This is a genomic window from Pseudomonas sp. FW507-12TSA, assembly GCF_058781435.1.
In genome coordinates this window covers 288,950-301,202 of sequence record NZ_JBYSWT010000001.1, presented here as the reverse complement: position 1 = coordinate 301,202, position 12,253 = coordinate 288,950, and the positions used below count along the sequence as shown (strand labels likewise).

Sequence of the window (12,253 nt, the reverse complement as noted above, 5' to 3'; positions counted from 1 at the left end):
CCCAACCATCAAGGGGAAATAGGGGAGGTCCTGCCCAGCGCAAAGACCTGTTCGAGTGTTACCTCGTCGTGGCTGTCACCGTCCTCGAAACATCTGAAACGGTGCCCCTGCATTGCCCGGTCCAGGCACTCGTGCAATGCCGCGGTTCGGAACAGCAGCTCCATCCAGAGCGCCTGGTCGTTCTCGAAGGTCAGGCGCAGATCATAGTCGGCGCTGCTGCCCAGGCCAGGATCCTTGAACTCGACTACCTGCTCTGCCGCCTGCACACAGTCCGCTCTGCCGCGCAGCTTATCCATGACCTGCCGCGCGCCCAGCGGCTCATCAAACACCAACCGATATTCGTAGCTCATGCTCGCCTGCACTCCGTTCGCGATCAGCTATCCAGCCACCAATTGAGCAACGTCTCGTCATCGCTGTCATCGAGGTTCTTATAGATGTTGGCGTAGTACCACTCGATGCCCGTGACATCGCGGAAGCGGTTGAAGAACAGGGCGATCCTATCCATGCCGTTTCGAGCTGGTACCGACAATGTCAGATTGCCCTTGTAGCGCCCGTCGAGCATGCCGCCCAATTCGGTCGCCACATCTGCCTCCAGGGCACTGATGTGTTGTTCCGGAATGTAATCCGAATAAATGTGGATGCAGAAGTTGCCGCCACGCTTGAGTACCACCGCCGGGGCCTGTGGGTCCTTGATCGAAATAATGTCGCCCTTGGCCAGGTTGAGCGTGAGCCCCGGTGAGTAAAGAATCTCGTAACTGTGCTCATCAATCCGCCGTACATGCAGCGGTTCATAGACCGGGCCGCGGTCGTTTTGCCCCGCGACAACCCTGATCGATATTTCCTGGCTTTGATCATCCATAACAAATTTCCGAGCGATTACTGTTTTAAAAAAGGGTGGCAAGGGCCGAGGCAGTCCTGCCGAGGTCGACGTCCATTATCCAATTAGTCTTCCACTTGCCAGGCCAGACCGGGATCAGTCGCGCCACAAGCCGAAAAATAAACCAGGGCCTGTCTCGCCTGCTCTTTAGTCACACACTGATGCCGCGGGTAACTGCCGGATTGGCCGCCCGCGACCAAGTCGACCCACTGGTCGTCGGGGCTGTCTGCGCTGAGCAGGGTCTGCAACGATTGGTCGACATCCTGGGCGATGAAGACCACATACCGATCGGCCGCACCGCCCCCGATATGCATCAGGGTCTCGTCGCTGAAGAAAAAAACCGTCGAGCTGAAAGCTTTTCCGTCGAGGCGGTTGAATGCGGACAGCACCTGCGCCGAGTCGGGATTTAACCATTCATGGGTGTGGCAACGGTTACCGGCATGTTCATCTTCAATGATTTTCTTGAGCATTCGCCATGCCTGCCTTGGCTGGATAAATGGATGAGGGATTGAACAACCTGCCAATAAAAAAGGCCAACGCAAGCGTCGGCCTTTTTATTTTCAGCTGCGTCCCCTGATCAGAAGTCCAGGTTGGACACCGCCAGGGCGTTGCTTTCGATGAAGTCGCGACGAGGTTCGACCGCATCACCCATCAGGGTGTTGAAGATCTGGTCGGCGGCGATGGCGTCTTCCACAGTGACCTTGAGCATGCGGCGCATGGTCGGGTCCATGGTGGTTTCCCACAGCTGGTCAGGGTTCATCTCGCCCAGACCTTTGTATCGCTGGATGGTGTGGCGCTTGGTGCTTTCGGCCATCAGCCAGTCCAGGGCTTCCTTGAACTCGGTCACTGGCTTCTTGCGCTCGCCACGCTGCACGTAGGCGCCTTCATCCAGCAAGGTGCTCAGCTGAGCGCCAAGGGATACGACGGTCTTGTAGTCATTGCTACCGAAGAAGTCGCGGTTGAAGGTGACGTAGCTCGACAGGCCGTGGGAAATCAGCTCGACCTCTGGCAGCCAGAGATTACGCTCGCGGTCTTCGCGCAGGCTGGCCTTGTAGACCAGGCCCGACGTCTCGGAACTGCGCAGGCGGGCGTCGTACTTGGCCAGCCATTCCTGCATGGCGGCGTGGTCGGACAGTTGCTCCAGGCTCACCGGCGGCAGGTAGATGAAGTGCTCGGTCAGCTCCTGTGGGTACAGGCGCGACAGGCGCTTGAGGGTCTTCATCACCATGCGGAAGTCGTTGACCAGGCGTTCCAGGGCTTCGCCGGAAATACCAGGGGCGTCTTCGTTCAAGTGCAGGCTGGCATCTTCCAGAGCCGACTGGGTCATGTAGTCTTCCATGGCGTCGTCGTCTTTGATGTATTGCTCTTGCTTGCCTTTCTTGACCTTGTACAGCGGCGGCTGGGCGATATAGATGTAGCCGCGCTCGATCAGCTCCGGCAGCTGGCGGAAGAAGAAGGTCAGCAGCAGGGTACGGATGTGCGAACCGTCGACGTCAGCATCGGTCATGATGATGATGTTGTGATAGCGCAGCTTGTCGATGTTGTACTCTTCACGCCCAATGCCACAGCCCAGGGCGGTGATCAGGGTGCCGACCTCCTGGGAAGAGATCATCTTGTCGAAGCGGGCCTTCTCGACGTTGAGGATCTTGCCCTTGAGCGGCAGGATCGCCTGGGTCTTGCGGTTACGGCCCTGCTTGGCAGAACCGCCCGCGGAGTCACCCTCCACCAGGTAGAGTTCGGACAGCGCTGGATCCTTCTCCTGGCAATCAGCCAGCTTGCCTGGCAGGCCGGCGATATCCAGGGCGCCTTTACGGCGGGTCATTTCACGAGCCTTGCGCGCGGCTTCACGAGCCCGGGCGGCGTCGATCATCTTGCCGACCACCAGCTTGGCTTCGTTGGGGTTTTCCAGCAGGAAGTCGGAGAAGTACTTGCCCATCTCCTGCTCGACCGCGGTCTTCACTTCAGAAGACACCAGCTTGTCCTTGGTCTGGGAGCTGAACTTCGGATCCGGCACCTTCACCGAAATGATCGCGGTCAGACCTTCACGGGCGTCGTCACCGGTGGTGGCGACCTTGTGCTTCTTGGCCAGGCCTTCTTGTTCGATGTAGTTGTTCAGGTTACGGGTCAGGGCCGAACGGAAGCCCACCAGGTGGGTACCGCCGTCGCGCTGGGGAATGTTGTTGGTGAAGCACAGCAGGCTTTCGTTGAAGCTGTCGTTCCACTGCAGGGCGACTTCCACGCCGATGCCGTCGTCACGCTGGACGTTGAAGTGGAACACCTGGTTCACCGCAGTCTTGTTGGTGTTCAGGTATTCGACGAAGGCGCGCAAGCCGCCCTCGTACTTGAACAGCTCTTCCTTGCCGGTGCGCTCGTCCTTGAGGACGATGCCGACGCCGGAGTTGAGGAAGGACAGTTCACGGATCCGCTTGGCCAGGACATCCCAGCTGAAGTGAATGTTCTTGAAGGTCTCGGCCGAAGGCTTGAAGTGGATCTGGGTACCGGTGGTCTCGCTGTCGCCAACGATCTTCATCCGCTCCTGGGGTACGCCATGGACATAGGTCTGTTCCCAGATCTTGCCGCTACGACGTACGGTGAGCACCAGCTCCTCGGACAGGGCGTTCACCACCGACACACCCACGCCGTGCAGGCCGCCGGAAACCTTGTAGGAGTTGTCGTCGAACTTACCGCCGGCGTGCAGTACGGTCATGATGACCTCGGCTGCGGAAACGCCTTCTTCCTTGTGCACATCCACCGGGATACCGCGACCGTTGTCGCGTACGGTGATGGATTCGTCCGGGTGGATGATGACGCTGATGTCGTCGCAATGGCCGGCCAAAGCTTCGTCGATCGAGTTGTCGACCACCTCGAACACCATGTGGTGCAGACCGCTGCCGTCATCGGTGTCGCCAATGTACATACCGGGACGTTTGCGTACGGCATCCAAACCTTTCAGCACCTTGATGCTGTTCGAGTCGTACGTATTTTCTTCGCTCATGCCTTCACTCCCGATGGTCGTGGGTCTGGGTGATACGGCCTTGTTCCACGTGGAACAAAGCAACTGGCGTTTCCGTCTGCCAGCCTTCCCTCAATAATTCGTGGTCTACACAGGTGATGAACACCTGGCAGCGTAAGTCTTCCAACAAGCGGCAAAGTGCGCGGCGGTGCTGCTCGTCCAACTCGGACGGCAAGTCGTCCACCAGATAAATACACTGACCGCGGCGGGCCTGGCTGACCAGGTGCCCCTGGGCAATGCGCAAGGCGCAGACCACCAGCTTCTGCTGGCCCCGGGACAAGATGTCCGCGGCGTTATGTCCACCTAGGCGCAAGCGCAAATCAGCGCGTTGCGGGCCGGCCTGGGTATGGCCCATTTGCTGATCACGGTGCAGGGCAGTCGCGAGGACTTCACTCAGCTCGCGGTCCTTGTCCCAGCCACGGTAATAGCTAAGCGTCAGGCCCTCGAGCTCCAGCAGTTCGCTCAAGGTCCGCTCAAAGACTGGTTTCAAGGCTTTGATATAAGCGCGGCGGTATTCATCGATTTCAGCGCTGGCCTGGCACAGTTCCCGGTCCCAGGCCGCTTGCGAAGCGGCGTCAAGTGTACCATGCCGCAGCCATGAGTTCCGCTGCCGCAGGGCCTTCTGCAAGCGCTGCCAGGTGGACATGAAGCGAGGTTCCACATGGAACACTCCCCAATCCAGGAACTGTCGGCGGATCTTCGGCGCCCCTTCCAACAGGCGGAAGCTGTCGGGGTTGATCAACTGAAGTGGCAGGATTTCCGCCAGCTGCGCCGCGCTGCGGGCATTCTGGCCGTCGATGCGGATCTGGAATTCCCCCTGGCGGTCACGGGATATCCCCAGGTTGCTGTGCCCTCCCTCGGATAACTCGACCTGGCCGAATACCGTGCAAGCCAGCTGCTCGTACTGGATTACCGGTAACAGGCGCGCACTGCGAAACGAGCGGGCGAGCCCCAGCAGGTGGATGGCTTCCAGCACGCTGGTCTTGCCACTGCCGTTGGCGCCGTAGAGGAGGTTGATGCGGGGGGAGGGGGAGAAGGTCACCGGGTGCAGATTGCGCACCGCGGTGACCGAGACGCGACTGAGGGACATCTAGCTTCTGCTGAGCATGATTACAGGCGCATCGGCATGACAACGTAAGCCGAGTCGTCGTTGTCGGACTCTTGCAGCAGTGCACTGCTGTTGGAGTCGGACAGGATCAGGCGAACCTGCTCGGTGGTCATCACGCCCAGCACGTCCAGCAGGTAGCTGACGTTGAAGCCGATTTCCAACGAGCCTCCGTTGTACTCCACGCCTACTTCTTCTTCCGCTTCTTCCTGCTCCGGGTTGTTGGCCTGGATCTTCAACTGGCCGCTGGCCAGCTGCAGGCGAATGCCGCGGTACTTCTCGTTGGAGAGGATCGCGGTACGGCTGAAGGCCTCGCGCAGGACCTGGCGGTCACCCAATACCAGCTTGTCGCCGCCTTTGGGCAGCACGCGCTCGTAGTCCGGGAACTTGCCGTCCACCAGCTTGGAGGTGAAGGTGAATTCACCGGTGGTGGCGCGGATGTGATGCTGGCCCAGGACGATACTGACGTTGCCATCCGGCTCGGTGAGCAGGCGGGCCAGCTCCAGGATACCTTTGCGCGGCACGATCACCTGGTGACGATCTTGCTGGCCGATGTCAGCCTGCATCGAGCACATGGCCAGGCGGTGGCCATCGGTGGCCACGGCGCGGATGATCCCGGCGGAGACTTCCAGCAACATGCCATTGAGGTAGTAGCGCACATCCTGCTGGGCCATGGCGAAGCTGGTGCGTTCGATCAAGCGGCGCAGCTTGCTCTGCTCCAGCTGGCAGGTCAGGGAGCCTGGGCCTTCTTCCACGGTAGGGAAGTCGTTGGCCGGCAGGGTCGACAGGGTGAAGCGGCTACGGCCGGCCTTCACCACCAGCTTCTGCTCGTCGACCTTGATGTCGATCAAGGCGTCATTGGGCAGGCTCTTGCAGATGTCCATCAGCTTGCGCGCGGGAACGGTGATTTCCCCTTGCTCGGCTGGTTCTTCAAGTTGCACGCGACCGACCAGTTCGACTTCCAGGTCGGTACCGGTCAGCGACAACTGCTGGCCTTCGACAACCAGCAGCACGTTGGAAAGCACCGGCAAGGTCTGGCGGCGTTCGACGACGCCGGCGACCAGTTGCAGGGGTTTCAACAGGGCTTCGCGTTGAATGGTGAAATGCATGGTCTAGTCCCTTGCCTTAATAAGCTGCGTTGGAATCATCAAGTGGTCAGGGTACGCAGCAGGTTCTTGTAGTCCTCGCGGATGTCCGCGTCGGATTCCTTAAGTTCATTGATCTTGCGGCAGGCGTGCAGGACCGTGGTGTGGTCACGGCCGCCGAACACATCGCCGATTTCCGGCAGGCTGTGGTTGGTCAGTTCCTTGGACAAGGCCATGGCCACCTGGCGCGGGCGGGCGACAGAGCGCGAACGCCGCTTGGACAGCAGATCGGAAATCTTGATCTTGTAGTACTCGGCGACGGTACGCTGGATGTTATCCACAGACACCAGCTTGTCCTGCAATGCCAGCAGGTCCTTCAGGGACTCGCGAATCAGCTCGATGGTGATATCGCGGCCCATGAAGTGCGAGTGGGCAATCACCCGCTTGAGCGCGCCTTCCAGTTCACGGACGTTGGAACGGATCCGCTGGGCGATGAAGAACGCCGCATCGTGAGGCAGCTCGACCTTGGCCTGGTCGGCCTTCTTCATCAGGATCGCCACCCGGGTTTCCAGCTCCGGCGGTTCTACCGCCACCGTCAGGCCCCAGCCGAAGCGGGACTTGAGGCGCTCTTCCAGGCCCTCGATCTCCTTCGGATAACGGTCGCTGGTGAGAATCACCTGCTGGCCGCCTTCAAGAAGGGCGTTGAAAGTGTGGAAGAACTCTTCCTGGGAACGCTCTTTTCGCGCGAAGAACTGGATATCGTCGATCAGCAGTGCGTCCACCGAACGGTAGAAGCGCTTGAATTCGTTGATGGCGTTCAGCTGCAACGCCTTGACCATATCCGCCACGAAGCGCTCGGAATGCAGGTACACGACCTTGGCATTCGGGTTCTTCTTCAGCAGGTGGTTACCCACAGCGTGCATCAAGTGGGTCTTACCCAGGCCGACGCCCCCATAAAGGAAAAGCGGGTTGTAGCCATGCTTGGGGTTGTCCGCTACCTGCCAGGCCGCAGCACGGGCCAGCTGGTTGGACTTGCCCTCGACGAAGTTCTCGAAAGTGAAGGTGCGATTCAGGTAGCTGGTGTGCTTGAGCGCGCCCTCCACCTGGACGGTGCGCTGTTCGGTGCGTACCGGAGCCTGTTGCGAACTGGCCCCCGCCATGGGGTCGAAGCTGTCTCGAGAGGGTTCTTCGCTGGTTTCCTCGACCTTCTGCTCGACGGCCTTCCTGGCCGGGGCAGGAGTCGGTGCCGGAGCTGGCGCTACAGGCTCGGCAGCCGCTTTGGCCGCAGCAGCTGCCTGCAACGCCTGGGAAGCAGCTGCAGCCAACGGCGCATTGGGCGCGGCACGCGGAGCCGAGCTGCGCTTGCTGCCTATTAATAAGGAAAGAACCGGCGCCATACCGTTGCCGTGTTCATCCAGCAACTCGAGCACGCGGCCCAGGTACTTTTCATTGACCCAATCGAGAACGAAACGATTCGGTGCGTAGACACGCAACTCGTCGCCTTCGGCTTCGACCTGTAGCGGACGGATCCAAGTGTTGAATTGTTGGGCAGGCAGCTCATCACGCAGAAGCTCCACGCACTGCTGCCAAAGTTCCACTGACACGGATATCCCCTGAGTTGAAAGCCGGTGAGGCAAAAACAAGCGGCCATTGTAACGGTCGGCCGTCCACTTATCCACATGTAGCGTGTCGCCAGGGCACTAAGAATCAATGCCTTAACCCGAATAAACACGACCAGCGGTATGTGCATAAGCTCTGTGGATAACCAAGCTTGAGATCTATGCACAACTCGGGGTGAAACCCAGTGGATAAATCACCTGTGGATAACAAACCTTTCCGCACACAGCTTTTCCGCCCTCGCAGCACAGGTAAAGCACGGTTTCTCAACCGTGTTGTCATTCTCTGTACAGTACGAAATAGAAGGGCTTAAGCTAGTTATCCACAGACAGGGCCTTACTAAGCTTTTATAAGCTCTACAGAAAAGCTTTAAATACTTTCCTTCTCTATTTTTATATCTGGCTGGACCTGGTCCACAAGCCCGAAATCCGGACATACATAGATAAAGGAAAGCTTGGTTGGAAATTGACCTAGAGGCTTGCTTTCTCTAGAATCGCCGATCTCTTAAAACGGGGGCCATTCCGGCCCGTTGTGGACGAACCAGGTAACACGACATGAAACGTACTTTCCAACCAAGCACTATCAAACGCGCTCGTACCCACGGTTTCCGTGCTCGCATGGCCACCAAGAACGGTCGTGCCGTCCTGTCGCGTCGTCGCGCCAAAGGCCGTGCACGTCTGGCAGTTTGATAATCCGGCACTGGAGGTGAGTCAGGACTTCAGTCGGGAAAAGCGTCTGCTTACTCCTCGACACTTCAAGGCAGTCTTTGACTCCCCTACCGGCAAGGTTCCGGGGAAGAATCTCCTGCTCCTTGCTCGCGACAACGATCTTGATCATCCCCGCCTGGGGCTCGTGATCGGAAAGAAGAGCGTAAAGCTCTCCGTTGAACGCAATCGTCTCAAGCGTCTGATGCGCGAATCGTTTCGTCTTCACCAGGATTCACTGGTTGGATGGGACATCGTTATCGTCGCGCGCAAAGGTTTGGGCGACGTAGAAAACCCTGAATTGATCCAGCATTTCGGTAAACTCTGGAAACGCCTGGCCCGTAACAAGCCGGCATCCGCAGTCAAATCCGAAACTGTAGGGGTAGACAGTCCCGATGCGTAAACTGGCACTCGTTCCGATCCAGTTTTACCGCTATGCCATTAGTCCTCTGATGGCCGACCACTGTCGTTTTCACCCCAGTTGTTCCTGCTATGCGTTGGAAGCCATCGAAACCCATGGCCTTCTGCGCGGTGGTTGGCTGACCTTTCGTCGTTTAGGTCGCTGTCATCCATGGAATCCCGGTGGTTATGACCCGGTTCCACCTATCCCCACCTCCCGTTCTTCTTCGATGGCCGAGTAATCATGGATATCAAACGCACGATCCTGATCGTCGCCCTGGCAATCGTGTCCTATGTCATGGTTCTGAAATGGAACCAGGATTATGGCCAGGCTGCCCTGCCGACTCAGAATGTTGCTTCCAGCACGACCACCCCGGGCTTGCCGGACACGCCAACCGGCACTCCAGCCGCCAATGACGACATTCCGCGTGCGGCCAGCGATACCGCTGCCCCTGCCGAAGTGCCAGTGGCTGCAAGCAAAGATCTCATCCAGATCAAAACGGATGTGCTCGACCTCGCCGTCGATCCACAAGGTGGGGATATCGCACAACTGCGCCTGCCTCTGTACCCACGTCGCCAGGACCATCCGGAAATTCCTTTCCAGTTGTTCGACAACGGCAACGAGCGGACCTACCTGGCCCAAAGCGGCCTGATCGGCAGCAACGGCCCGGACGCCAATCCGGCTGGCCGACCGATCTACTCCTCGGAGAAGAAAAGTTATCAACTGGCTGACGGTCAGGACCAACTCGTGGTCGACCTGAAGTTCAGCAAGGACGGCGTCAACTACATCAAGCGTTTCACCCTCAAGCGCGGCCTGTACGACATCACCGTTTCCTACCTGATCGACAACGAAAGTGCACAACCCTGGACTGGTGCGATGTTCGCCCAGCTCAAGCGCGACGCCAGTTCCGATCCATCCTCCAGCACCGCCACCGGCACTGCGACTTACCTGGGCGCCGCCCTGTGGACAAGTTCCGAGCCGTATAAAAAGGTGTCCATGAAAGACATGGACAAGGTGAACGAGGACAAGAGCAAGGCCCCGATCACTGAAAGCGTGCAAGGTGGCTGGGTAGCCTGGCTGCAGCACTACTTCGTGACCGCCTGGATTCCGCCAAAGGGCGAGAACAACCAGGTACTGGCGCGCAAGGACAGCAAAGGCAACTACATCATTGGCTACACCGGTCCTTCGATCACCGTAGCTCCTGGTGCCAAGCTCGAGACCAGCGCCATCCTGTATGCCGGTCCGAAGAGCCAAGCCGTCCTGAAAGAGTTGTCCCCAGGTCTGGAACTGACCGTGGACTACGGTTTCCTGTGGTTCATTGCCCAGCCGATCTTCTGGCTGCTGCAACATATCCACAGCCTGGTGGGTAACTGGGGCTGGTCGATCATCTTCCTGACCATGCTGATCAAGGGCATCTTCTTCCCGCTGTCGGCTGCCAGCTACAAATCCATGGCCCGCATGCGTGCAGTAGCGCCGAAGTTGGCCGCGCTGAAAGAGAAGTTCGGTGACGATCGCCAGAAGATGTCCCAGGCGATGATGGAGCTGTACAAGAAAGAGAAGATCAATCCGCTGGGCGGCTGCTTGCCGATCCTGGTCCAGATGCCGGTCTTCCTGTCCCTGTACTGGGTACTCCTGGAAAGCGTGGAAATGCGCCAGGCGCCGTTCATGCTGTGGATTACCGACCTGTCGATCAAGGATCCGTTCTTCATCCTGCCGATCATCATGGGCGCCACCATGTTCATCCAGCAGCAGCTGAACCCGACTCCGCCGGATCCGATGCAGGCCAAGGTGATGAAAATGATGCCAATCATCTTCACCTTCTTCTTCCTGTGGTTCCCAGCTGGCCTGGTGCTGTACTGGGTAGTGAACAACTGCCTGTCGATCGCCCAACAGTGGTACATCACCCGTAGGATCGAAGCTGCTACCAAGAAAGCAGCGGCCTGACCTACTCTGTGGATAACCACACAAGACGCCCCCTAGTGGGGCGTTTTGCTATCTGTCACTTTTGTCTGGATGTCTGGTTATGAATGTCCCTCGTGAAACCATCGCCGCCATCGCCACCGCCCAGGGACGCGGTGGCGTGGGCATCGTGCGGATCTCCGGGCCGTTGGCGGCAACGGCTGCCGCGGCCATCAGCGGCCGTGAACTCAAGCCGCGGTTTGCCCATTACGGAGCCTTTCTCGGCGGGCAAGGTGAAGTCCTGGACGAGGGCATCGCCCTGTATTTCCCGGGCCCTAACTCCTTCACTGGTGAAGATGTACTGGAATTGCAGGGCCATGGCGGCCCCATCGTCCTCGACATGCTCCTGCAACGTTGCCTGGAACTGGGCTGCCGGCTGGCCAGGCCTGGGGAGTTCAGCGAACGCGCCTTCCTCAACGACAAGCTCGATCTGGCCCAGGCCGAGGCGATCGCCGATCTGATCGAGGCCAGTTCTGCACAGGCGGCCCGCAATGCCCTACGCTCGCTGCAGGGGGCTTTCTCCCAGCGCGTACATCACTTGACCGAACAGCTGATCGCACTGCGCATCTATGTCGAAGCCGCCATCGATTTTCCCGAGGAGGAAATCGACTTCCTTGCCGATGGCCATGTACTCGGCATGCTCGATGCCGTACGCGAGGAGTTGTCCACAGTACTGCGCGAAGCCGGGCAGGGCGCCTTGCTGCGCGATGGCATGACCGTGGTGATTGCCGGTCGTCCGAATGCCGGCAAGTCGAGCCTGCTCAATGCCCTGGCCGGCCGCGAAGCGGCCATCGTCACCGACATCGCCGGTACTACCCGGGACATCCTGCGCGAACATATCCACATCGATGGCATGCCGCTGCATGTAGTGGATACCGCTGGCCTGCGGGATACCGAGGACCAGGTGGAAAAAATCGGTGTCGAACGAGCGCTCAAGGCCATTGGTGAAGCCGACCGAGTATTGCTGGTGGTCGACGCTACTGCCGCCGAGGCGGTCGATCCCTTCGCCTTGTGGCCCGAGTTCCTGCAGCAGCGCCCGGATCCGGCCAAGGTCACTCTGATTCGCAACAAGGCCGACCTGAGTGGCGAACCCATCGCCCTGGAAACCTGTGAAGACGGCCATGCCACCATCAGCCTCAGTGCAATGGCCGCAGGCCCGGGCCTGGAATTGTTGCGCGAGCACCTGAAGGCTTGCATGGGATATGAACAAACTTCCGAAAGCAGCTTCAGTGCACGCCGCCGGCATCTGGAAGCCCTGCGCTACGCCAATGCAGCGCTGGAGCATGGCCGGGCCCAGCTGACCCAGGCTGGTGCGGGCGAATTGTTGGCCGAAGACCTGCGTCAGGCCCAGCAATTCCTCGGAGAAATAACCGGGGCCTTCAGCTCCGATGACTTGCTGGGACGAATCTTCTCCAGCTTCTGTATCGGCAAGTAGTCCTGCCCCTTCCTACCCGGCCAACAGGCCGGGTAGCGCCTGTAGACCGGCACCAGCT

12 protein-coding genes are annotated in these 12,253 nt (G+C 59.1%); 5 read left to right on the top strand and 7 right to left on the bottom strand.

Going from position 1 to position 12,253, the window contains the following annotated elements; translation table 11 throughout:
* Window positions 1-8: 8 nt before the first annotated feature.
* The 7 genes from AC3WK8_RS01425 to dnaA all read right to left on the bottom strand — a co-directional run bounded on the left by AC3WK8_RS01425 (window position 9) and on the right by dnaA (window position 7,684).
* A complete protein-coding gene (locus tag AC3WK8_RS01425; RefSeq protein ID WP_103324401.1) occupies window positions 9-350 on the bottom strand; it encodes a hypothetical protein in 342 nt (113 codons plus the stop codon).
* A gap of 23 nt (window positions 351-373) precedes the next feature.
* Window positions 374-859: a DUF4265 domain-containing protein gene (locus tag AC3WK8_RS01420; RefSeq protein WP_085593997.1), complete on the bottom strand. Its 486-nt coding sequence runs from the start codon at window positions 857-859 to the stop codon at window positions 374-376.
* An 83-nt stretch (window positions 860-942) separates the two neighbouring features.
* Window positions 943-1,347 carry an Imm1 family immunity protein gene (locus AC3WK8_RS01415; protein WP_085593999.1) on the bottom strand — a complete coding sequence of 135 codons (405 nt, stop codon included), beginning with the start codon at window positions 1,345-1,347 and terminating at the stop codon, window positions 943-945.
* Window positions 1,348-1,454: 107 nt separating this feature from the next.
* Window positions 1,455-3,872, bottom strand: a complete 2,418-nt coding sequence (gene gyrB / locus AC3WK8_RS01410) for a DNA topoisomerase (ATP-hydrolyzing) subunit B (RefSeq protein WP_103324400.1) — start codon at window positions 3,870-3,872, stop codon at window positions 1,455-1,457.
* A gap of 4 nt (window positions 3,873-3,876) precedes the next feature.
* The gene (gene recF, locus AC3WK8_RS01405; protein ID WP_022638828.1) at window positions 3,877-4,980 is read right to left on the bottom strand and encodes a DNA replication/repair protein RecF; all 1,104 of its coding nucleotides are present in this window, start codon (window positions 4,978-4,980) and stop codon (window positions 3,877-3,879) included.
* Window positions 4,981-5,000: 20 nt separating this feature from the next.
* Complete coding sequence (gene dnaN / locus AC3WK8_RS01400; protein ID WP_022638827.1) at window positions 5,001-6,104, bottom strand: DNA polymerase III subunit beta; 1,104 nt, start codon at window positions 6,102-6,104, stop codon at window positions 5,001-5,003.
* Window positions 6,105-6,142: 38 nt separating this feature from the next.
* The gene (gene dnaA / locus AC3WK8_RS01395; RefSeq protein WP_103324399.1) at window positions 6,143-7,684 is read right to left on the bottom strand and encodes a chromosomal replication initiator protein DnaA; all 1,542 of its coding nucleotides are present in this window, start codon (window positions 7,682-7,684) and stop codon (window positions 6,143-6,145) included.
* A gap of 567 nt (window positions 7,685-8,251) precedes the next feature.
* Between dnaA and rpmH the strand changes: the two genes are divergently transcribed.
* From rpmH to mnmE, 5 genes are all read left to right on the top strand, one after another.
* Window positions 8,252-8,386: a 50S ribosomal protein L34 gene (rpmH, locus tag AC3WK8_RS01390; RefSeq protein ID WP_003213577.1), complete on the top strand. Its 135-nt coding sequence runs from the start codon at window positions 8,252-8,254 to the stop codon at window positions 8,384-8,386.
* 16 nt (window positions 8,387-8,402) lie between these two features.
* Window positions 8,403-8,804, top strand: coding sequence for a ribonuclease P protein component (gene rnpA / locus AC3WK8_RS01385; RefSeq protein WP_207245030.1), 402 nt, complete (start codon window positions 8,403-8,405; stop codon window positions 8,802-8,804).
* On the top strand, window positions 8,797-9,042 hold the full coding sequence (gene yidD, locus AC3WK8_RS01380; protein WP_083235628.1) for a membrane protein insertion efficiency factor YidD: 246 nt from the start codon (window positions 8,797-8,799) through the stop codon (window positions 9,040-9,042). Before rnpA ends, yidD begins: the two co-directional genes overlap by 8 nt.
* A 2-nt stretch (window positions 9,043-9,044) precedes the next feature.
* Window positions 9,045-10,745, top strand: coding sequence for a membrane protein insertase YidC (gene yidC, locus AC3WK8_RS01375; protein WP_085594006.1), 1,701 nt, complete (start codon window positions 9,045-9,047; stop codon window positions 10,743-10,745).
* Window positions 10,746-10,824: 79 nt separating this feature from the next.
* Window positions 10,825-12,195, top strand: a complete 1,371-nt coding sequence (mnmE, locus tag AC3WK8_RS01370; RefSeq protein ID WP_103324397.1) for a tRNA uridine-5-carboxymethylaminomethyl(34) synthesis GTPase MnmE — start codon at window positions 10,825-10,827, stop codon at window positions 12,193-12,195.
* Window positions 12,196-12,253 lie beyond the last annotated feature (58 nt).